We start from the raw sequence: 21,328 nt of genomic DNA, 5'->3' as shown, positions 1-21,328 counted from the left end.
GTACCCATTCGAACACCCGCGGGCCCGGCCGGACCAGGAATCGCGGGTGCTCGTCAGGGTTCCGTAAGCACTTCTTACGGCGTTCTCAGAAACGCCACGGTGCCGTGCCGTCGTTGCCGCGGTGCTACGCCGTCTCCTGGGCCGCCTTGTCCAGCTGGAACGCCTCGTTGCCCAGGCCGATGCGGGCGTGGGCCTCGGGTGTACGCGAGCGCAGGACCAGGCCCTGGACGAGACCGACGACCAGGGCGAGGCCGATGGTGCCGGGCAGCACCCAGCTCAGCGCCGAGTCGGGGCCGGCGCCGACCAGGACGTCGAAGTCCTTGACCGTGTAGCCGGCGATCACCAGCAGGGCGACGGCGGCGAGCGCCGAGGTCACCAGCCGCAAGGCCTGCGCGCCCACGGCCCCGCGCCGGGCGAAGAAGACGATCACCGACACGGAGGCGGCCGCCATCAGCACGATCACCCCGAGCGCGCCGATGTTGCCGAACCAGGTGAACAGGTGCAGCACGGGCGCCGTCGGATCCCCGGTGGGCTTGTCGTCGGCGACCGCGAAGACGATCACGATCACCGCCGCGACGGCCGTCTGCAGCAGCGAGCCGGTGCCAGGGGCGCCGCTGGTGCCGGTGGTGCGGCCGAAGGCGCGCGGCAGCAGGCCCTCGCGGCCCATGGCGAAGGTGTAGCGGGCGACGACGTTGTGGAAGCTGAGCATGGCGGCGAACATGCCGGTCACGAACAGCACGTGCAGCACGTCGGTGAAGGTTCCGCCGAGGCGGGAGTCGGTCAGCGAGAAGAGCATGCCGGCGCTCTCCTTCTGGGCCACGCCGACGACCTGGGAGGGTCCCGCGGCGACGGTCAGCGCCCAGCAGCTGACGGCGAAGAAGACGGCGACGCCGCCGACCGCGAGGAACATCACGCGCGGCACCAGGATGTGCGGCCTGCTGGTCTCCTCCGCGTACACGGGGGCCTGCTCGAAGCCGAGGAAGGCCGCGATGCAGAAGCACAGGGCGGTGCCGACGCCCGCGCCGCTGAGGGTGTCCGGGTTGAAGGCGTGCAGCGACAGGCCCTGCTTCGCCGGGTCGGCCACCGCCGCGACGTCGAAGATCACCACCAGGATCACCTCGACGATCAGCAGCACTCCCAGCACCCGCGCGTTGAGGTCGATCTTCAGCCAGCCGAGCGCGCCGACGACCGCCAGTGCCACCAGCGCCGGTATCCACCAGGCGATGTCCACGTGTGCGTAGGTGGAGAACAGCCCGGAGACCTCGAAGCCGAAGATGCCGTAGATGCCGACCTGGAGCGCGTTGTAGGCGACCAGGGCCACCAGGGCGGCGCCCGCGCCGGCGGTGCCGCCGAGGCCGCGGGAGATGTAGGCGTAGAAGGCGCCCGCGTTGTGGACGTGCCGGCTCATCTCGGCGTATCCGACGCTGAAGAGAATCAGCACCACGCCGAGGGCGACGAACAGCAGCGGCTGGCCGACGATGCCCATCACCGCGAATGTGGTGGGCATGACACCCGCGACCACCATGAGGGGGGCGGTCGCGGCGAGCACGGACAGCAGCAGACCGCCCGTGCCGAGGCGGTCGGCCCGCAGCGCGCGCTCCTGGCCCTTGAAGGTGCTGATGCCGGCGGCGGGTCTGCTCGCGCTGGATTTCTCGGTGGCCATGGAGGCGTCCTCGGGGTCGGTGTCGGGTCTGTCACGCCGTGCCGAGCGCGGCGGTGCGCGCGGCACGGAAGGCGGAGTACGGATCGCGGTCGGGGTAGGACCAGGGCGCGGCGGTGGCGTGCTCGCCGATCCGGTGGAAGAGGGCGGCCGCCTCGGCGCCCCGGCCCTCGCAGACCTTGGCGTGGGCCAGGAAGTTCAGGTCGACCAGCCGGCGCGGGTGGCCCTCGTGCTCCCACTCCAGCCACCAGTCGAAGGCGGCCTTCATGACCTGCCGGGCCCGGCGTCCGGTCCAGTGGCGGGAGGCGGCGGGGTTGGCGGGTTCGTGGCCGTGGGCGGCGAGGACGCGGTAGCGCTCGGCGTGCGCGATGACCGGCAGGACGGCGAGCGGGGAGTCGGCGGGGGCCTGTTCGGCGGCCCAGTTGGCGAAGTCGTAGACCTCGTGCAGCGGGTCGGGGCCGGCCTCGGCGTGACGTTCGGCGAGGCGGGCGACCATCACGTGGTGGGCGTGGTGGTGGTCGGCGTACCGGGCGCGGATCTGGCCGAATATCCGCTCGGTCTCGTCCCAGGCCTGCTCCAGCAGGAGCAGGCCGAGCCAGGGGGTGGGGTCGGCGGGCAGCAGGGCCGCGGCGCGCCGGCAGGCCTCGCGGGCCTGGTCCGGCTGCTCCTTGCCGCGTGCGGCGCGTTCGACCAGGGCCAGCGCGAGAAGCAGAGCCCCGTCGCCGGAATCGGGGTCGGCGAGCAGCCAGTCCCGGGCCCAGGCGGCGGCGTGCCGCTCCTGCGCGAGCACGACCACCCGGTGGCCGCGGCGGTCCCAGTCGTCCCCTGTGTGCACGAGCAGCGACCGCGCCACCTGCCACCGCCCCTGCGCCAGGGCGGCCCGGGCGGCGACGAGCTCGCCGTCGTCGAGAGCCGCGTCCATGACCTGGGCCGCACGTTTGCGGGCCCGGCCGAGGGGCGGTGGGGGTGGAGTCACCTCGGGTTTCCTCACGCGGCACGGTCGGCGTAGGGCTGCGGACTGCCTTCGACTGATCACGCACAGCAAACCGGCAGCCAATGGTTTACGTCAAGGGTCGACGGAGCCTTACACGCGTCAACTGCCGTTGCCCTTGTGGTGGTTGAGATCCGGACATCCACCGCGTGGGCGCAGGCCGGGTCCGGGGTGTGGCGTACGCCATGGCGACCGCCCCCGTTCGCCCCGCACCATGGCCGGACGGCCGCGTCGCCGCCCTCGACCGCCCCTTGATCGACGGCGCGAAGTGACGGGTCGACCGCCCGAAAACGGGTACTCCCAGGGGCACGCCGGGCACTGGGACGCTACAGTCACCCAAACGCCCCCGTAGCCCGGCCCAATGATCGAGGTACGCAGCGTGTCGGTTCTGGTTCTGGTTCTCGCCGTGAGCGCGGCATGCTGCCTGGGCTTCGGCTTCGTGCTCCAGCAGAACGCGGCACAGCACGCGCCCCTGGGCGACTTCCTCTCGCCCCGGCTGCTCCTGGACCTGATGCGGGTGCCGCGCTGGCTGGGCGGCATCGGGCTGATGGTGGTCGGCATGGTGCTCGGCGCCGTCGCGCTGAGCGAGGGCGAGATCTCCCTGGTCGAGCCGCTCCTCGCCACCAACCTGCTGTTCGCGCTGGCCCTCTCCCGCCGCCAGACCCGGCAGCCGCTCGGCCGTCAGGGCTGGACCGGACTCGCGCTGCTCGCCGGCGGCGTCACGGCCTTCATCGTCGCGGGCCAGCCACGCGGGGGCAGCGCGCTCACCGACCCCTTCCGGCACTGGCTGATCATCGGCGCCATGCTCGGACTGGCCCTGCTCCTGACGACGTACGCCAAGCGTTCCCGGCTGAGCGCCGCCCCCGTGCTGCTGGCCCTCGCAGCGGGCGTCCTCTACGGCGTCCAGGACGCCCTCACCCGGATCAGCGGCCAGCGCTTCTCCGAGGGCGGCTTCACCGAGCTGTTCACCACCTGGCAGCCCTACGGCGTGGCCGTGCTCGGCGTCACGGGCCTGATCCTGGTCCAGAGCGCCTTCGAGACGGCACCCCTGCGGATGTCCCTGCCCGCCCTCACCGCCGCCCAGCCACTGGCCGGCATCCTGTGCGGGGTCGGCTTCCTGGGCGACCGGCTGCGCACCGACACCGGCGCCCTGGCCTGGGAGGCGGCGGCCCTCGCGGCGATCGTCGGCGGCATCGTCCTGCTCGGCCTGCACCCCTGCATGCCGACCGGCACGGCCAAGCCCGAGCGAATCCGCGACCTGCAGCCGAACTGAGGGCGGCCCGTTCACCCCGGCCTCACCCCGACCCGTTCCCGCGCCGCCGGACCAGGCAGCGACCCCGGCCGTCAGGGGGCGGCGTCCCGGCGCTCATCGCCGCGCGCCGACTCCACGACGGCACCACACCCACCGGCCCCCGCCCGGAACAAGCCGAGCGAATCCGGGACCTCCAGCCGAACCGACGGCGGCCCGTTCACCCCGACCCATTCCCACACCGCCAGACACCAGGCAGCGACCTCCACCGTCGGGGCTGGACTCTCCACCGGCCCCCCTCCCGGGACAAGCCGAGCGGATCGGGGAGCTGCCGCCGAAGCGACCGCGGCCTGATTGGATGGCCGTATGACGAACCCGGCAGATGAGATCCTCGACATCGTCGACGAGCGCGACCAGGTCATCGGGCAGTCCCCGCGTGGCGAGGCGTACGCCAAGGGTCTGCGGCACCGTTGCGTGTTCATCCAGGCCCGGGACGCCGAGGGCCGCGTCTTCGTCCACCGCCGCACCCCGACCAAGCTGGTCTTCCCCTCCCTGTACGACATGTTCGTCGGCGGTGTGGTCGGCGCGGGCGAGTCCTACGACGAGGCTGCCCTGCGCGAGGCCGAGGAGGAACTGGGCGTCACGGGTCTGCCGACCCCCCGCTTCCTCTTCAAGTTCCTGTACGACGACGGCGCCGGCCGCACCTGGTGGTCGGCGGTGTACGAGGTGCGCTGCGAGCTGCCGGTCCGACCCCAGGTCGAGGAGGTCGCCTGGCACGACTTCCTGCCGGAGGCCGAGGTGGAGCGGCGGCTCGCGGACTGGGAGTGGGTGCCGGACGGGCTGGCCGCGTTCGAACGCCTGAAGGCGCACCGGATAAAGTCCTCGACGTGATCGACTTCGCACGAAACGTCCGGCTCTGGTTCGCCCCCGAGCAGGTCCGAGAGGAAGGCCACACCCCCGACTACCGGTTCTCCCTGGCCAACGAGCGCACGTTTCTCGCCTGGCTGCGCACCGCCCTCGCGCTGATCGGCGGCGGCTTCGCGGTGGACCAGTTCCTCCCCGACCTGCGCTGGGCCTGGCGCGTCGGGCTGGCGCTCGCCCTGCTCGGCGCCGGTGTGCTGTGCTCACTGCGCGCGGTCAACCACTGGATGCGTTGCGAGCGGGCCATGCGCCGGGGCGAGGACCTCCCGGTCTCCCGCTTCCCGGCACTGCTCGGCGTGGTCGTCGCGATCGTGGCCGTCGCGATGGTCGTCGTGGTCCTGGTCGGGTGGGAGGGATGAGCCCGCCCGAGACCCGTGACCCCGGCCTGCAGCCGGAACGCACCCGCCTCGCGTGGCGTCGTACGACCCTGGCGAGCACGGTGGCCGCCGTACTGGCCATGAAGACGGCACTGCACGGTGGCGTCTCGGCGGTCGGCGTCGTCGCCTGCGCCCTGTGCTGCGTCCTCTGGCTGGCCTTCCTCGTCCTGGCCCACCGCCGCATCCGCGCCCTCGCGGCGGACGCGGCCCCCGCCGTCCTGGCCCCCCGTCACGCCACGGCTGCCATCCTGTGCACGGTGGCCATGGCGGCGTGCGGGGCGGCGCTGGTGTTCTGACCGTGGGGAGCAGGCTCCCGTGCGAGCTTCGCCCCAGGGTGGCACCGGTCACTTCGAGTCCTGGCACTGGACGACATACCGACCAGTCGGCATGATGGGGCGAGTCCCGTTCACGCGCCCGCGAAGGAGCACCGATGAGCCCCGATCATCCGCCAGGTCTCGATCTCGACCGGTTGCGCTCCCTGCTGGAGCGCGAGCGGCCCGGCCTGGTGCAGGGCCCGCTGACCGGCCGGCTGATCGAGGGCGGACGCTCGAACCTGACGTACGCGCTCTCGGACGGCACCTCGAAGTGGGTCGTACGGCGGCCTCCGCTGGGCCATGTCCTGGCCACGGCGCACGACATGAAGCGTGAGCACCGGGTCATCAGCGCGCTGCACCCGACGGAGGTACCGGTGCCGCGGCCGGTGCTGCTGTGCGAGGACGAGGACGTGCTGGGGGCGCCCTTCTACGTCATGGAGTTCGTCGAGGGCACCCCGTACCGCACCGCCGGCCAGCTCGCCCCGCTGGGCCCCGAGCGGACCCGGGGCGCGGTGCTGTCTCTGGTGGACACGCTGGTGGAGCTGCACGCGGTGGACCCCGCCGAGGTGGGCCTCGCGGACTTCGGCCGCCCCGAGGGCTTCCTGGACCGCCAACTGCGCCGCTGGGGCAAGCAGTTGGATGCCTCCCGCAACCGCGACCTGCCCGGCATCGACGAACTGCACGCCGAGCTCGGCCGCCGCCTGCCGACCTCGCCCGCACCGACCGTCGTCCACGGCGACTACCGCCTGGACAACGTTCTGATCGGAGCGGACGACAAGATCAAGGCCATCCTGGACTGGGAGATGTCCACGCTCGGTGACCCGCTCACCGACCTCGGCCTGCTGGTGATGTACAGCCTGCCGCTCGGCACGCCCGACTCCCCCGTCTCCACCACCGCCGAGGCCCCCGGCCACCCGGCCCCCGCCGAGCTGATCGAGCGGTACGCGGCCCGCTCCGGGCGGGACGTCTCGGCCGTCTCCTGGTACACGGCGTTCGCCTGGTTCAAGCTCGCCGTGATCCTCGAGGGGATCCACTACCGCTACACGCTGGGCCAGACGGTCGGCCAGGGCTTCGACCGCATCGGGGGCCTGGTCCCCGTCTTCATCGAGCACGGTCTGACGACCCTTCAGGAAGGCTGATCGCCCATGGACTTCGCGTTCGACGCACGCACCGAGGAACTGCGCGCCAAGCTGCTCGCCTTCATGGACGGGTACGTCTACCCGGCCGAGGCGGTGGTGGAGGAGCAGCGCGCCGCGCTCGCGTCCCCGTGGGACACCCCTGCCGTCGTCGAGGAGTTGAAGGCCGAGGCGCGCAGGCAGGGCCTGTGGAACCTCTTCCTCCCCGACGGCGAGTACGGCGCCGGCCTCACCAACCTCCAGTACGCCCCGCTCGCCGAAATCACCGGCCGCAGCCCGCAGTTGGCGCCCACGGCCCTCAACTGCGCGGCACCGGACACCGGGAACATGGAGGTGCTCGCGCAGTTCGGCGACGAGCAGCAGAGGAAGCAGTGGCTCGAGCCGCTGCTGGCCGGTGAGATCCGCTCGGCGTTCGCGATGACCGAGCCGGAGGTGGCCTCCTCCGACGCCACCAACATCACCACGCACATCCGGCGCGAGGGCGACGAGTACGTCATCACCGGGCGCAAGTGGTACATCTCCGGGGCGATGAACCCCGACTGCAAGATCTTCATCGTGATGGGCAAGACGGACCCGGACGGGCCCGACATCCGCCGCCAGCAGTCCATGGTCCTGGTCCCCCGGGACACCCCGGGTGTCACCGTCAAGCGCGCGATGCAGGTCTTCGGCTACGAGGACCACTACCACGGCGGCCACGCCGAGGTGGTCTTCGACCAGGCACGTGTGCCGGTCACCAACCTGATCGGGGAGGAGGGCGGCGGCTTCGCCATCGCGCAGGCCCGGCTCGGCCCCGGCCGGATCCACCACTGCATGCGGCTGATCGGCATGGCCGAGCGCGCCATCGAGCTGATGTGCCGCAGGGCCGTCTCCCGCACCGCCTTCGGCAAGGCGCTGGCCCAGCAGGGCGTCGTGCAGAACTGGATCGCCGACGCGCGCGTGGCCGTCGAGCAGCTGCGCCTGCTGGTGCTGAAGACGGCCTGGATGATGGACACCGTCGGCAACAAGGGTGCCCACGCCGAGATCCAGGCCATCAAGATCGCCACGCCCCGCACGGTCGTCGACATCATCGACCGCGCGATCCAGCTGCACGGCGCGGGCGGCGTCAGCCAGGACTTCCCGCTCGCCGAGCTGTACGCCGGCGCCCGCACCCTGATGCTGGCGGACGGCCCAGACGAGGTGCACCAGCGCTCGCTGGCCCGCCGGGAGCTGAAGAAGTACCTGTGACGGCGGGGGCCCGCTAGGGCCTGTCAGACAGGCCCTAGCGAAGGCCCTAGGGACGCAGAGCCCGTAGGAGGAGGTCGGCCAGGTGGTCGGCGACCTCCTGCGGGCTCATCGGTCCGTCGGGGCGGTACCAGGTCGACAGGTGGTGGACGGAACCGAAGTGGTAGTCCACCACCAGGTCGGCCGGGGTGGCCCGGGAGAAGACCCCGGCCTGCTGCCCCTCCTCGATGAGCGCACGGAAGCGCTCGTGGTAGCGCCGCCGCTCGGCGCGCACCTGCTTGTTCTTCTCCGGGCTCAGATGGTGCATGGAGCGGAAGAAGATCATCGCGTCGTCGAGGTTCTCGATGGTCGTCACGACCACGTCCGCCGCCGCGCCCCGCAGCCGCTTCTCGATCGGCTCGTCGGCGTTCGCGAAGGCGTCGAGACGCTCCTGCTGGACGCGCAGCATGCGCGCGTACACCTCGTGCAGGAGGTCGTCCTTGGAGCCGAAGTAGTGGTACAGCGCACCCTTGGTGACGCCGGCCGCCTCGACGATCTCCTGCACGGAGGTGCGGTCGTAGCCCTGCTCGGCGAAGAGCCGGGTGGCGGCGGCCAGCAGCCGCTGCGGGACGGGCGTACCGTCTCCGTCCGTCGTCCTGGGCACTGTGCCGCCACCTGCCTTCCGGGCGTTCCGCCGTGTTCCGGTGTTCTATTCGCTTGCTTGCCTGCGGGAACGAAGCTCCCGACGGAGGATCTTCCCACTCGCCGTCTTCGGCAAGTCGGGCAGGATCTCCACCTGCCGCGGGTACTTGTAGGCCGCCAGTCTCTCCTTGCAGTACACCGCGAGTTCGTCCGGGTCCGTCTCTGCGCCCGGACGCAGGCTGATGTAGGCCTTGACGGTCTCGCCACGGTACCCGTCGGGCACCCCGACCACGGCCGCCTCGCGCACCGCCGGATGCGTGTAGAGCACGTCCTCGACCTCGCGGGGCCACACCTTGAAGCCGGACGCGTTGATCATGTCCTTCTTGCGGTCGACGACGTAGAGCCAGCCCTGCTCGTCCATGAACCCGATGTCGCCGGTGCGCAGTTCGCCGTCCGGGAAGGTCTCGGCGGTCGCGTCGGGGCGGCGCCAGTAGCCGGGCACGACCTGCGGCCCGCGCACCAGGATCTCCCCCTGCTCACCGAAGGGCACCTCGCGTCCCTGGTCGTCCACGATCCGTACGACGGTCTCCGGTCCCGGCAGCCCCACGGCCAGCGTCCCGGACACCGGGTCGACCGGCGCCTCCAGACCGGGCGGCACGGAGGCGCAGGGCGCGGTGCACTCGGTCAGCCCGTAGCCGTTGCGGATGTACGGCCCGAATCCCGCCCGGAACTTCTCCACCAGCGCCGGCGGCACGGGCGCGCCCCCGCTGGAGATGTTGACGAACGACGAGAAGTGGTCCGGCGTGCAGTCCGGGTGCGCGGCCAGCGCCATGAACGCCGTCGACGGTCCGACGGTGTAGTGCGGCCGGTGCTCGGCGAACGCCTCCAGCACCACCCCCGCCTCGAAGCGGTACGTCAGCACGAGCGTCCCCGCGCTGTTGAGGCAGGCGCCGAGCTGGCACACCATCCCGGTGATGTGGAACAGCGGGGCGAGCGCGTAGTAGACGGGTGCGTCCGGAAGGGCGAGCCCGGTCCGCTGCCGCTCGGCGTTGTACATGATGTTGCCGTGCGTGTTGGTGGCGCCCTTGGGCGTGCCGCTGGTCCCCGAGGTGTAGCTGATCAGCGCGATGTCCACGGGGCCGAGGTCCCGTCCGGCCGGCGCCTTGTGCCCCGCGCGCGCCACGGCCACCAGGTCCTCGGCGTCACCGGCCTGCGGCAGCCGCTCGAAGCCCAGCACGCGCGCGTCGTCGCGCGTCTGGAAGTCCAGCTCGCACCCGGTCAGCACGATCCGCACCGGCGAGTCGGCGGCCGTCTGGCGCAGATACGACTCCCAGGCGCGGTCGGAGCACACGAGCGCGGTCACTTCGCCGTCCCGCAGGACGTGCGCGACCTCCCCCGACTTGTACATGGGGTTGACGGGCACCACGACCGCCCCCGCCTTCCACGCCCCGAGGAGAGCGAGCACGAAGTGCGGGGAGTTCTGCAGCAGGATCGCCACCCGGTCGCCGCGCTCCAGCCCCTGGGCGGCCAGATACCCGGCCACCGAGTCGCTGAGCTCGTCGACCTCGCGGTAGCTGATCCGTCCGTCGAAGTAGGCGAGGAAGTCACGGTCGGGCGCCTCGGCGACGGACCGCCGCAGGGCGTGCACCAACGAGTCGACCGGCTCGATGGGCGCCCGCTGGGCCTCGTTCAGCAGCGCCACCCACGGCTTGTCCGCGTAACCCGGCCCGCTCATCGCACCTCCTCCCACTTCTGCTGGATGTGGTTCATGTTGGTCAGCCACTGGTCGGGGCTGGTCGCCCTGGCCCGGTAGTACCCGGCGACCTCGGGGTGCGGCAGGATCAGGAACCGGTCCTCCTCGATCCCCTTGAACAGCGCGTCCGCCACGTCCGCCGGTTCGATCGCGGTCGGCTGCAGCACCAGGTCCCCGGCGCTCCCGGTGGCGGCCAGCATGTCGGTCCGCACCCCCTGGGGACAGATGGCGTGCACCTTGACCCCCCGGTGTCGATAGGTGAGCGACAGCCACTCGGCGAAGGCGTAGGCCCCGTGCTTGGTGACGCTGTACGAGGGCGCCCCGATCATGGTCAGCAGTCCGGCGGCGGACACGGTGGAGACGAATCGGCCCGCTCCGCGCTCCAGCCACCCCGGAAGCAACGCCTCGGCGGCCCGCACATGCGCCATGACGTTGACGTCCCAGGCGGTCGCCCAGGTCTTCTCGTCCGCGGACAGCCCCTGGGCCCCGTCCTCGAAGGCGACCCCGGCGTTGGCGCAGTAGACGTCGACGACTCCGCCGAGGGCGTCCCGTGCGTCGCCGACGACGGAGGAGGCGTCACCGGGCACAGCGATCCCGCCGATCTCGTCGGCGACCGCCTTGGCCCGCTCCCCGTCCAGGTCATTGACGACGACCCGGGCCCCTTCGGCGGCGAACCTCCGGGCCAGCGCGGCCCCGATCCCCCCTCCGGCGCCCGTCACAACCACACCGGCACCCTGAACGGCTTCCACCATCGGTCTCCTTCGACTGCGGCTCTGGTGACGCCCAGACTAACCGGTCGGTATGTATCGAGGAAGGGGCGACCGCCACCCCCTCAGGGGCGCCGGGCTGTATCGATGTGCGGCTCCGCCGCGCGGGCGCGACAAGCCACGAACAACCGCAAGCTTCCTCCCCACCAGCGGGAGCCATACCGTGCCCCCCATGCGCCTATCCAGACGAGCATTCCTCGCAGCGACAACGGCGGCAACACCCCTCACCACCGCACGCCCCGCCTCCACGCCCCCACGCCACCTCCAGACCGGCTTCGAACGCCTCGCCGCGACCGGCTACACACCCCTGAAAAACCAGACCGTCGGCATCGTCACCAACCCCACCGGCGTGACAAGGGACGTTTGCCACATCGTCGACGTCATGCACGAGGACCCCCGCGTCAACCTCACCGCGGTCTTCGGCCCGGAACACGGCTTCCGCGGCACCACCCAGGCCGGCGGCTCGGAAGGCCGCTACGACGACCCGGCGACCGGCCTCCCGGTCTACGACACCTATCTCAAGAGCGGCCGCGAACTGGCCGACGTCTTCACGGCGTCCGGCGTCGACACCGTCGTCTTCGACATCCAGGACGTCGGTGCCCGTTTCTACACGTACATCTGGACGCTCTACGACTGCATGGAGGCGGCCCAGCTCGCCGGCAAGCGCGTCGTCGTCCTCGACCGCCCGAACCCGGTCACCGGACGGTCCGCCCAGGGCCCGGTCCTGCACAGGGAGTTCGCGACCTTCGTGGGCCGCGAGCCCGTTTCCCAGGCGCACGGCATGACGGTCGCCGAGCTGGCGCGGCTGTTCAACGGTGAGTTCCTGACGACTCCGGTGCCCCTGGAGACCGTACTGATGACGGGGTGGCAGCGCTCGGAGTTCTACGACGCCTCCGCGCTCCCCTGGGTGCCGCCGAGCCCGAACATGCCGACGCCCGACACCGCGCTGGTGTACTCGGGCACCTGCATGTTCGAGGGCACCAACCTCTCCGAGGGCCGCGGCACCACCCGCCCCTTCGAGTTGCTCGGAGCCGACGGGATCGACGGCCGCTGGGCCACCGCCGCGAACGGACTCGCCCTGCCCGGTGTGCACTTCAGGGAGGCGTACTTCGCGCCGACGTTCTCGAAGTTCCAGGGCAGGACCATCGGCGGCGTCCAGATCCATGTGCACGACCGTGCCGCCTACGACCCCGTGCGGACCGGCGTCGCGCTGCTGGTGACCGCGAAGAAGGTGTGGAGCGGCTTCGCCTGGCGCTCCGACAACTGGATCGACAAGCTGACGGGCTCCACGCACGTGCGGACCGCGATCGACGCCGGTGCCGGCACCGACGAGGTGGTGGCCGGGTGGCAGGACGAACTCACCGCGTTCCGGCGGACCCGAAGGACGTACCTTCTCTACAAATGAGTCCATAGAACCGAGTCACGCCGTATGGCCAATCTCGTCCCTCCGCAGGACGATGCGCCCACAGCGCACCGCTACGGGGGACGAGGGGGCCGTGATGACACAGGCGACGACGAGCGTGACTCCGTACTGGGAACTGACCTTCGACGCGGACGGGGACGTCGACGGGCAGGAACGGGACCGGCTGCTCAGTGAGGTGACACGGCGCGGCGTGCGCGACCTGATCGTCTTCGCGCACGGCTGGAACAACGACCGCTCGGGCGCGACCAGGCTCTACCGCCACTTCTTCGCGCCCGTCCCGCACCTCGCGCCGCAGGCGAGGCTCGGGTACGCCGGCGTCGTCTGGCCGTCGATGCGCTTCTGCGACGAGCCGATCCCCGACTTCCCGAAGTCCGTGGTGGCCACGGAGGCGGAGACGGCACCCGGGGAGGCGCTGGACAAGGACACCCGGCACGCGCTGCTGGAGACGTTCCCCGGGCGGGCCACGGTCATCGACCAGATCACGCGGATGCTGGAGCAGCGGCCCGCGAACGGAGTGGAGGAGTTCGGGCGGCTGGTGCGGCTGCTGGTGGAGGTCGTACCGGGCGGGCCGCAGCCGCTGTTCGCGGCGGACACCCTCGCGGAGGGCGTCCCGCAGAGCGAACCGGTGCTGTTCACCGGGGATACCGAGACGCTCTGCTGCGACTTCGCGCAGGCACTGGCCTCGCTCCGGTCCGGTGCCGGGGCGGAGGGCTTCACGCTGCCCAATCCCTGGGACGGGGCGAAGGAACTGCTGCGGCAGGCGACGTACTACGCGATGAAGCGGCGCGCGGGGACGGTCGGCGAGCGCGGACTCGGGCCGGTCGTCGGGCGGCTGGCCGCCGTCGCGCCCGAGGTGCGGGTGCATCTGGTCGGGCACAGCTTCGGTGGGCGGCTGGTGTCGTTCGCGCTGGGCGGGCTGCCCGAGGGGGTGCGGACGGTGAAGTCGGTGACCCTGCTCCAAGGGGCCTTCTCGCACTACGCGTTCGCGGCCCGGCTGCCGTTCGACGCGCACGCGGGAGGGGTGCTGCAGGGCCGGCAGAACCTGATCGACGGTCCCCTGGTGTGCTGCTACTCGCACTTCGACTCGGCGCTCGGCACGCTGTATCCGCTGGCCTCCCGGATGACGGGCGACGCGGAGGGCCTCGTCGAGGGGCTCGACCTGGGGTCGGCGCTGGGCGCCAAGTGGGGCGCGATGGGGCACGACGGGGTGCAGGCGGTGCCCGGTACGCGCGCGTACACGCTGTCGGACGCGCTGGCCGCCACGCTGCCCGCCTCGGGGTGCGTCAACATCGACGCCGCCGAGGTGGTCAGGCGCGGCGACCCGCCGTGCGGGGCGCACAGCGACATCGTGCACCCCGAGCTGGCGCGGGTGGTGCTGGCGGCGGGCCGCATCCGCTGACCCGCCGCCGGTGCTGTGTCACATAGCACTCACGCCGTTCGTCACGACTCTCACCGGTGCGAGGTGTACTCCACCACCTGCTGGAAGGTGGGCCGGTTCTGCCAGCTGATGTTGTAGTGCTTGATGCCGCCCAGGGTGCGCTGGACGATCGAGTCGGCGCACCACTGGTCGCCCGCCGAGCACAGCGAGTCCCCGGGGTAGACGGTCGACGCGGACAGGCCGGCCGCCGTCTTCAGGGTGCTGATCAGGACGTCCCGGCAGCCGCTCACGGTGCCGTCGCCGCAGAACTTCTGCGTCAGGCCGCCCTGCACCGACTGACCGAGCACCGCCCGGATGTCCTTGTCGACGTAGCTCCACCAGCCGTACTGGAAGGAGCTTCCCGCGTGTGAGCCGGTGGGCCCGTGCGCGGCCGACGGGGCCTCGTCGATGGGCAGGTTGCCGGTGATGTCGGTGTACAGGTCGCTGCCGAGGCCGGGCTGGAACTCGGCCTTCACCAGCAGCGGCCACCAGGCGTCGAGGATGCGGACGGCGTCGGCGTTGGCGTAGGTCTTGGAGCCGGCCGAGGTCTCCGTGCGCTTGCCGCCCGCGGTGACCCACGCCTGCAGCTTGCTCACCGCGGCGGCGGCCGTGGAGTCGGTCACCGTACTGCTGTTGATGACCTTGAGCAGCTTGGGCAGGACGTCCTCGGCGCGCAGGTCGGTGAGCGACGCGTCGGCCATGGCCTGCACCAGCTTGGTGCGGGTCACCCCGCCGGCCGCGACCAGCTTCTTGACCCGGTCCTCCAGCAGGTTGCCGCGGTGCACGGAGCCGTCGCCCCAGCTGGCGGTCGTGTAGTTGAGGGCCTGCTTGTTGTTCCAGGAGATGTAGTAGTCCTGGTCGACGGAGTTGGGGTGCTGGGACGCGGGCGTGTAGTCGGCGGTGTTGGTGGTCGGGTTCCAGTTCTGCCACTCGTAGGCGGCCTGTCCCCACACCGGGAACTCGGGGTCGACGCCGCTCGGGCGCACCGGGTTGTCTCCGCTGTTGTAGTACGCCGTGTGCTGGGAGTCGGCGTAGAACCAGTTGAAGGTGTAGTTGATGTGCTGCGCGGCGGCCTGGAAGTCCGCCGGTCCCTTCACGAAGTCGGGGTCGTTGAGCATCTGGAAGCCGATGATCGAGTCGGCCTCGTGCATGTAGGAGGAGCGCAGGGTGGTGTAGGCGACCTTCTTGCCGCCGACGGTCGCCCGGTACTCCACGGGTCCGTACTTCGTCTTCCACACCCGCATGGTGTACGACCCCGCGGCCGTGCCGTCGGCCGTGGTCGGCTTCCAGGAGTTGCTCTGTTCGACCTTGGCCATGGCGGTGCAGGTGCCGTGGTACAGGTAGTGGTAGTCGTCCTGGCACAGCTCGACGGCGTAGGTGTCGATGATGTCCTGGCCGGAGGTGGTCGCGGACCACGAGTAGTCCTGGCCGCGGCCGAGTTCGACGTACATGCTCAGGCCGGCGAAGGAGGCGCCGCGGGCACTGATGCCGGGGCCCTGGATCTCCTGGAGCATGAGCAGCTGGGGGGCGAAGTAGCCGGTCTGCGGTCCGAAGACGGCGATGGGGTGGCCACTGGCCGTGTACTTCCCGCTGACCACCAGAGCGTTGGACATACCGCGCTTGGCGGAGCTGAGGGCGGTCGCGGTGGCGGCCTGGGATGCGGCGTTGGCGCTCTGGCTCGCACCGGTGCCGGTGGCGTCGTAGACCAGCGGCTCGGTGGTCACGGAACCGGAGTCGGGCAGGGCCTCGCCCTGGGCGGTGGCCGGTTTGGTGCCGTACGGGAAGCTCTCGCCGTTGTGGACGGTCACGACGGCCTCGGGGTCGTTGCGCTCGCGGAACGCCTCCCAGACCTTGGTGCCCTGCTCCACGCCGTACTTGGACTGGGCGGCGAGCAGGGAGATCGCGTTGTTGACCTCACCGCCGCCGCCGGAGCCGAACAGCGAGCCGATCACGGAGGCCAGCGCGACCAGGTCGGTCAGCTTGAAGTGGTCGATCGTGCCGGCGTTGGTGATCGAGTCCTTGTGGCCGGTGAGGACGTACTCGCCCGGGAAGTAGCGGCCGGAGTCGGACGCGTCGATGTAGGAGTTGACGCCGGCGAGGTAGGCGTTGGCGTCGGCGAGGGCCTGCTGGCCGCGGGCGCCCGCGTTGGCGACGACGTTGTCGATCTGCGCCTGCAGGTCGGCCTCGCTGTAGGGGGCGTTGCGGTAGAACTCCTGCTCCAGGCCCTGGTTGGAGGCGGCGCCGCCCGCGAAGGTGGTCAGCTGGCCGCGGCCCACGTGCCGGAAGACGTCCATCAGCCACAGCCGGTCCTCAGCGGCGGCATACCCGGCGCCGAACTCGGTGCCGTATCTGGTGGTACCGGTGATGTGCGGTACGCCCGTCTTCTTGTCGCGGACGATCGTCACATCGGTGCGGCCCGCCGGCTTCTCCGTGGAGGCGACTTGATCGGAAGCGACCCCGAACGACGCGTCGTTGAAGAACGTGTTGATCTTCGCGTCGGTCAGGCCCGAGTACCCGGTGGCCAGGTTGGCGTAGGGGCCGAGCTGGTCCTCGGCGTGGTCGGGCTGGGAGCCGAAGGCCTGGTTGAGGAGGATCTGCGCGAGGGTCGCGTTGCCGTTCTCACCGGGAGGCAGGATGTCGGAACACTGGCCGCCGCAGTAGTCGTTGGAGGCCGCGGCCGAGGCCGGGGCCTGGGCCAGTGGGGACAAAAGACCTGCAATCAGGACGCATATGGATGCGGACTTCAGGAACCCGGTGAGTCTGCCGGGAGTTCTCAGTCTGTCGAGGGTGGTGCGCACGGTACGCCGAGGCATGGCAGCTCCTGCCGACGAGGGGTGTGCCGGGACGTTACCGCCGGTATCCCCGGGATTGAAGATGAACAATCGTCAAGTTTTGGAAGTCGGTGCGTCGGCTTATGGAGGTCATCGGAAATCGGATGGAGCCGAATCGTGTGTCGATACGTCTATTCGGCGACGTCGTGCAACGTCGGGCAACGTCGGGTGAAGTCACGCGAAGTCCGTGTACGACGACGCCGAAGTGACCGAAGTACAGGTGCAGGTGTGACGGAGGTGCAGGGCGATGGCCGGTTTCCGGAGTCTGGCGAGACAGGTCCGCGACCCGCGGTGCGATCTGGCACTGCGGCGGTACTCACTGCGCAAGTGCCTTGAGCGGTTCGCTCCTTACGGGCACAGGGCGACCTGGGACCATTTGTGCTCCCGGGCAGGGGTCGGTCCCGAGGACCGCTCCCCCGACCCAGCGCGGCTCGTGGCCGCACTGGAGGAACTGGAAGAGGCGCGTTCGGTCTGGCTGGCCTACGAGGTCGAGTTCGCCGAGCGGCGCCGCAAGGAGAAGCACGACGGGCTGCGCAGGCCGGGCAGTGTGGACGACTGGCACCGGCTGACCTGGGGCGGCTTCGGAGTGGCGTGGTGCGACGACCCGCGGGTTCACCCCCGTGAGCCGCTGGCCGAGGTACTGCGCCGACTGATCTCCGCGCTGGAGCGCGAACCGGGTGCGGAGTGCCCGGTCTGCGGCACGGAGCGGCTGATCTGGACCGACGACCTGGACCACGAACCCTCTTCGGGTCCGGTCTGCACTCACTGCGGAATCCTGGTGCCACGGCCCGTGCTCAAGCCCGAGGCCCTGGCGGACGCGAGGCGCGGAAGGCTGCTGGTGTCGGCCTAGCACGGCGGGGGTGCGCCGGGGATGCCGCACCCCCTGTTTTCCACAAGCGCCGCGTTGTCCACAGGCGGGGCCGGCTCACGCACCGGTGTCGATGGCGACTGGCAGGCTTGAGGCATGGTGCAGGTGTGTCTCAACGGACCGCGGGGAGCGGCCGACGGCGCGATGGTTCCGCTGACTCCGGAGGCGATGGCCGAGTCGGCGGCGCGGGCGGTCGCGGCCGGGGCCACGGACGTCCACGTCCACCCCAAGACCCCGTGCGGACGGGACTCGTTGTCCCCCCGGGTGCTCGCGCCGACGCTGGAGGCGATACGAGCGCGGGTGTCCGTGCCGGTCGGGGTGACCACGGGCGCCTGGGCGGAGCCGGATCCCGCGGCGCGGCTCGCCCGGATCCGGGAGTGGACGGTGCTTCCGGACCACGCCTCGGTCAACTGGCACGAGGAGGGCGCGGAGGACATCGCCGCCGCGCTGATCGAGCGTGGCGTGGGTGTCGAGGCGGGCGTCTGGTCGGGCACGGACGGCGCCGCCCGATTCGCCGGCTCGCCCCTCGGCCCACGGGTGTTGCGCGTGCTCGCCGAGGTGACGGACACCTCGCCGGACACCGCCGAGGCGAGCGCCCATGCCCTCCTGGCCGACCTGGGCCGCGCCTGCGGCCGCCCCGTCCTTCTGCACGGCGAGGACGGCGGGGCCTGGCCGGTGCTGCGACTGGCGGGGCGGCTGGGGCTGCCGACCCGTATCGGCCTGGAGGACACCCTGCTGCTCCCGGACGGCGAACGAGCCCTGTCCAACGCCCAGTTGGTGGCGGAGGGACTCAGCCAGTACGGCGGCGCGCGACGGTAGCACCCGTAAATCCGCTCGCTCCACCCCTTTCCCGTCCGGACAGTTGGGAGGCGATGAAACCGAACTGAGCACCCCAGGAACCGAGGAGTCCCATGTCGACGCTGCGCGTCACCGCCGAAGTGCTGACCGTCCACGAACACCCCAACGCCGACGCTCTCGAACTGGCCCAGGTGGGTCTGTACCGGGCGGTCGTCGCCAAGGGCGCGTACCGCACCGGCGAGGCGGCCGTGTACATCCCCGAGCAGGCCGTACTGCCTGCCGCTCTGATCGAGGAGCTGGGGCTGACCGGGCGGCTGGCGGGTCCGGACTCCGACCGGGTGAAGGCGGTCCGGCTGCGCGGTGAGCTGTCGCAGGGCATCGTGTGCCGGCCGAAGGCGCTGGCGGACGTCGATCTCGAGCGGGCCGCCGAGGAGGGCACCGACTTCGCGGAGACGCTCGGCATCACCAAGTGGGTGCCGCCCATCCCGCCCACGATGAGCGGCGAGGTCGAGTCCGCGCCCGATCTGCTGCCCTGGGTGGACATCGAGAACCTCCAGCGGTTTCCGGACATCTTCACACCGGGCGAGGATGTGGTCCTGACCGAGAAGCTGCACGGTTCGGCCTGCCTGCTCACGTATCTCGCCGACGCGGGCCGGGTGCACGTGTCGTCCAAGGGGTTCGGCGCCAAGTCCCTCGCCCTGAAGGAGGATCCGCGCAACCTGTACTGGCGTGCCGTGCGCGGGCACGGTGTCGCCGAGGCCGCGGCGCGGCTGGCCGAGCGGCTGGGGGCGCGCCGGGTCGGGATCTTCGGCGAGGTCTACGGGGCGGGCGTCCAGGACCTCACCTACGGCGCCGACGGGCGACGCGAGAGCCTCGGGTACGCCGTCTTCGACGTGTCCGCGGAGATCGACGGCACCGTGCGCTGGCTGGACGCGGCCGAACTGCTGGGCGGGGAGCTGCCGTCGGTGCCCCGGCTGCACGAGGGGCCGTACGACATCGACCGGGTGCTGGAGATCGCGAGCGGGCGGGAGACCGTGTCGGGGCGCGGACTGCACCTGCGCGAGGGGGTCGTCGTCCGGCCCGCCGTGGAGCGGTACAGCCCGGTGACCGGGGGGCGGGCGATCGCCAAGGCGGTCAGCCCTGCCTATCTGACCAGGAAGGGCGGCACGGAGTACGAGTGAGGGTGCACGGCCCTCCGCGGGGGCGGCGCGGTTCTACTGCTGCCGCCCCTGCCGGCTCCCCCGCCGCTCCACCATGAGCCGCGACCCGGTCAGGCGGTCGCCGAAGACGTCGTCCGGGTTGGACAGGACACAGGTGTCCAGGGAGAGGCAGCCGCAGCCGATGCAGTCGGTGAGATGGTCGCGCAGACGGTTGAGCTGGGTGATGCGCTGGTCGAGTTCGGAGCGCCAGGCCTCCGAGAGACGGGCCCAGTCCTCGCGGGTGGGGGTGCGCTCCTCGGGGAGTTCGGCGAGGGCCTCGCGGATCGTGGCGAGAGGTATGCCGACGCGCTGGGCTGCGCGCACGAAGGCGACCCGGCGCAGGGTGTCGCGGTGGTACCGGCGCTGGTTGCCGGCGGTGCGCCGACTGGTGATCAGACCCTTGGACTCGTAGAAGTGCAGGGCGGAGACGGCGGCGCCGCTGCGCGCGGCGAGCTGGCCGACCGTGAGCTCGTGGATCTTCTCTGGAATCTGGGGCACTCATCGAACCCTACCCACCCCGTCCGGCCACGATCCGTTGACATGAGGTCCCGACCCGACCATGCTAAGCAGTTGCTTAGACATTTTTGCCGGGACATCAGCGGTGTGGACACAGAGGCACACAGGAAGGCCGGGACATGGCAGAGCCGAGGATCTTCTCCTCCGCCGACGAACTGAAGGCGGCGGTGGGCGAGCAGCTGGGGTACAGCGACTGGCTGGAGATCGACCAGAAGCGGATCGATCTGTTCGCGGACGCGACCGGCGACCACCAGTGGATCCACGTGGACCCGGAGAAGGCCGCGGCGGGGCCCTTCGGCACGACCATCGCGCACGGCTATCTCACCCTCTCGCTGCTCCCGCTCTTCGGCCCGCAGCTGATCAAGGTCGAGGGCGTGAAGATGGGCGTCAACTACGGCACCAACAAGGTCCGCTTCCCCGCGCCCGTCCCGGTCGGCTCCCGGCTGCGCGCGACGGCGACGATCAGCAAGGTCGAGGACGTGCCGGGCGGCGTCCAGGTGTCCGTCGCCTTCACCGTGGAGCGCGAGGGCGGGGACAAGCCGGTGTGCGTCGCGGAGTCGGTGTCCCGGTACTACGTCTAGCGGGGGCTACTTCGAGGCCCCGACCATCCGCAGCACGAGGTCGGCGTAGAGCGCGCCGACCTCGTCGGGCGTCCAGGGGCCGTCGATGCTGAACCAGCGGGCCACGTCGACGCAGAGCGAGAGCACCGCCAGGGTGGTGCCCTTGACGTCGAGCACGTCGAACTCCCCGGACGCGATGCCGTCCTCCAGGATCCCGCGCACCTCGGCGTCGCACTGCCGGCGCAGCGCGACGATCTCGGCGCGGGCGTCCGGCCCGAGCGAGTCGAGTTCGTACTGCACGACCCGCGCGGTGGTACGGCCGCCCGCGTGCCAGCGGACGAAGGAGCTGACGGCGTCCGCGAGCCGCTCCGCCGCGGTGCCCTCACGCCGGGACGCCGTCCGCAGGATCTCCAGCGCCTTGGTGTGGCCGATCCGGCTGATGCGGTGGAGCAGCTCTTCCTTGGTCTTGTAGTGGATGTAGAGCGCGGCCGGGCTCATACCGGCCCGGCCCGCGATGTCACGGGTCGTCGTGGCGTGGTACCCGCGCTCGGCGAAGGCCTCCACGGCGGCGACCAGCAGCCGCCGGGCCGCGTCGGGCGTGACCTCGGCCCACGGCGCCACTTCGCCGCCGGCCGTCTCCTCCGCCGTACTCATCGCTCGTTCGCCCCTCTCGCCGACATGAGCTCCCACCATACCGCCGAAGGTG

20 protein-coding genes are annotated in these 21,328 nt (G+C 71.1%); 12 read left to right on the top strand and 8 right to left on the bottom strand.

Features of this window, described 5'->3' with window-relative positions; genetic code table 11:
* Window positions 1-124 precede the first annotated feature (124 nt).
* The gene (locus ACWCQ1_RS27445; RefSeq protein WP_358601954.1) at window positions 125-1,663 is read right to left on the bottom strand and encodes an APC family permease; all 1,539 of its coding nucleotides are present in this window, start codon (window positions 1,661-1,663) and stop codon (window positions 125-127) included.
* Window positions 1,664-1,694: 31 nt separating this feature from the next.
* A complete protein-coding gene (locus ACWCQ1_RS27440) occupies window positions 1,695-2,636 on the bottom strand; it encodes a hypothetical protein (RefSeq protein WP_358601951.1) in 942 nt (313 codons plus the stop codon).
* 394 nt (window positions 2,637-3,030) lie between these two features.
* Between ACWCQ1_RS27440 and ACWCQ1_RS27435 the strand changes: the two genes are divergently transcribed.
* The 6 genes from ACWCQ1_RS27435 to ACWCQ1_RS27410 all read left to right on the top strand — a co-directional run bounded on the left by ACWCQ1_RS27435 (window position 3,031) and on the right by ACWCQ1_RS27410 (window position 7,872).
* Window positions 3,031-3,924 carry a DMT family transporter gene (locus ACWCQ1_RS27435; protein WP_451027596.1) on the top strand — a complete coding sequence of 298 codons (894 nt, stop codon included), beginning with the start codon at window positions 3,031-3,033 and terminating at the stop codon, window positions 3,922-3,924.
* Window positions 3,925-4,266: 342 nt separating this feature from the next.
* The gene (locus tag ACWCQ1_RS27430; RefSeq protein WP_358601945.1) at window positions 4,267-4,791 is read left to right on the top strand and encodes an NUDIX hydrolase; all 525 of its coding nucleotides are present in this window, start codon (window positions 4,267-4,269) and stop codon (window positions 4,789-4,791) included.
* Window positions 4,788-5,180 carry a YidH family protein gene (locus ACWCQ1_RS27425; RefSeq protein ID WP_133047190.1) on the top strand — a complete coding sequence of 131 codons (393 nt, stop codon included), beginning with the start codon at window positions 4,788-4,790 and terminating at the stop codon, window positions 5,178-5,180. Before ACWCQ1_RS27430 ends, ACWCQ1_RS27425 begins: the two co-directional genes overlap by 4 nt.
* Complete coding sequence (locus tag ACWCQ1_RS27420; protein WP_133047191.1) at window positions 5,177-5,494, top strand: DUF202 domain-containing protein; 318 nt, start codon at window positions 5,177-5,179, stop codon at window positions 5,492-5,494. The genes ACWCQ1_RS27425 and ACWCQ1_RS27420 overlap by 4 nt, the downstream gene beginning before the upstream one ends.
* A 134-nt stretch (window positions 5,495-5,628) precedes the next feature.
* Window positions 5,629-6,651 carry a phosphotransferase family protein gene (locus ACWCQ1_RS27415; RefSeq protein WP_358601943.1) on the top strand — a complete coding sequence of 341 codons (1,023 nt, stop codon included), beginning with the start codon at window positions 5,629-5,631 and terminating at the stop codon, window positions 6,649-6,651.
* 6 nt (window positions 6,652-6,657) lie between these two features.
* Window positions 6,658-7,872: an acyl-CoA dehydrogenase family protein gene (locus ACWCQ1_RS27410; RefSeq protein WP_451027595.1), complete on the top strand. Its 1,215-nt coding sequence runs from the start codon at window positions 6,658-6,660 to the stop codon at window positions 7,870-7,872.
* 46 nt (window positions 7,873-7,918) lie between these two features.
* On the opposite strand, the gene ACWCQ1_RS27405 is transcribed toward ACWCQ1_RS27410, so the two are convergent.
* The 3 genes from ACWCQ1_RS27405 to ACWCQ1_RS27395 are packed head-to-tail and all read right to left on the bottom strand — an operon-like array spanning window position 7,919 to window position 10,995.
* Window positions 7,919-8,512 (bottom strand): TetR/AcrR family transcriptional regulator, encoded by a 594-nt coding sequence (locus ACWCQ1_RS27405; protein ID WP_208780983.1) that lies wholly within the window; start codon window positions 8,510-8,512, stop codon window positions 7,919-7,921.
* A 45-nt stretch (window positions 8,513-8,557) separates the two neighbouring features.
* Entirely contained in the window at window positions 8,558-10,225 is a 1,668-nt protein-coding gene (locus ACWCQ1_RS27400) for a class I adenylate-forming enzyme family protein (RefSeq protein WP_133047195.1), read from the bottom strand.
* Window positions 10,222-10,995 (bottom strand): SDR family oxidoreductase, encoded by a 774-nt coding sequence (locus ACWCQ1_RS27395; RefSeq protein WP_133047196.1) that lies wholly within the window; start codon window positions 10,993-10,995, stop codon window positions 10,222-10,224. The genes ACWCQ1_RS27400 and ACWCQ1_RS27395 overlap by 4 nt, the downstream gene beginning before the upstream one ends.
* Window positions 10,996-11,182: 187 nt before the next feature.
* On the opposite strand from ACWCQ1_RS27395, the gene ACWCQ1_RS27390 reads away from it, so the two are divergent.
* Window positions 11,183-12,415, top strand: coding sequence for an exo-beta-N-acetylmuramidase NamZ family protein (locus ACWCQ1_RS27390; protein ID WP_451027594.1), 1,233 nt, complete (start codon window positions 11,183-11,185; stop codon window positions 12,413-12,415).
* A 94-nt stretch (window positions 12,416-12,509) separates the two neighbouring features.
* Window positions 12,510-13,832: a serine-threonine protein kinase gene (locus ACWCQ1_RS27385; RefSeq protein ID WP_451027593.1), complete on the top strand. Its 1,323-nt coding sequence runs from the start codon at window positions 12,510-12,512 to the stop codon at window positions 13,830-13,832.
* 50 nt (window positions 13,833-13,882) lie between these two features.
* Here ACWCQ1_RS27385 and ACWCQ1_RS27380 read toward each other — a convergent pair whose 3' ends face one another.
* A complete protein-coding gene (locus ACWCQ1_RS27380; RefSeq protein ID WP_451027592.1) occupies window positions 13,883-16,663 on the bottom strand; it encodes a penicillin acylase family protein in 2,781 nt (926 codons plus the stop codon).
* Between the two features lie 265 nt (window positions 16,664-16,928).
* Between ACWCQ1_RS27380 and ACWCQ1_RS27375 the strand changes: the two genes are divergently transcribed.
* From ACWCQ1_RS27375 to ACWCQ1_RS27365, 3 genes are all read left to right on the top strand, one after another.
* Complete coding sequence (locus ACWCQ1_RS27375; protein ID WP_451027591.1) at window positions 16,929-17,531, top strand: hypothetical protein; 603 nt, start codon at window positions 16,929-16,931, stop codon at window positions 17,529-17,531.
* Window positions 17,532-17,645: 114 nt separating this feature from the next.
* Window positions 17,646-18,368 (top strand): 3-keto-5-aminohexanoate cleavage protein, encoded by a 723-nt coding sequence (locus ACWCQ1_RS27370; RefSeq protein ID WP_358601926.1) that lies wholly within the window; start codon window positions 17,646-17,648, stop codon window positions 18,366-18,368.
* Between the two features lie 92 nt (window positions 18,369-18,460).
* Window positions 18,461-19,528 (top strand): RNA ligase (ATP), encoded by a 1,068-nt coding sequence (locus ACWCQ1_RS27365; protein WP_451027590.1) that lies wholly within the window; start codon window positions 18,461-18,463, stop codon window positions 19,526-19,528.
* A 33-nt stretch (window positions 19,529-19,561) separates the two neighbouring features.
* On the opposite strand, the gene soxR is transcribed toward ACWCQ1_RS27365, so the two are convergent.
* Complete coding sequence (gene soxR, locus ACWCQ1_RS27360) at window positions 19,562-20,044, bottom strand: redox-sensitive transcriptional activator SoxR (RefSeq protein WP_133047202.1); 483 nt, start codon at window positions 20,042-20,044, stop codon at window positions 19,562-19,564.
* A 137-nt stretch (window positions 20,045-20,181) separates the two neighbouring features.
* On the opposite strand from soxR, the gene ACWCQ1_RS27355 reads away from it, so the two are divergent.
* Window positions 20,182-20,643 carry a MaoC family dehydratase gene (locus ACWCQ1_RS27355; RefSeq protein WP_133047203.1) on the top strand — a complete coding sequence of 154 codons (462 nt, stop codon included), beginning with the start codon at window positions 20,182-20,184 and terminating at the stop codon, window positions 20,641-20,643.
* 6 nt (window positions 20,644-20,649) lie between these two features.
* Here the strand turns inward: ACWCQ1_RS27355 and ACWCQ1_RS27350 are convergent, their stop codons facing one another.
* Window positions 20,650-21,276 (bottom strand): TetR/AcrR family transcriptional regulator, encoded by a 627-nt coding sequence (locus ACWCQ1_RS27350; RefSeq protein WP_133047204.1) that lies wholly within the window; start codon window positions 21,274-21,276, stop codon window positions 20,650-20,652.
* Window positions 21,277-21,328 lie beyond the last annotated feature (52 nt).

The sequence above is a fragment of the Streptomyces sp. NPDC002144 genome (genome assembly GCF_053593695.1).
Note: the sequence above shows the minus strand (reverse complement) of the source record. Positions and strands in the feature narration are given on the sequence as shown.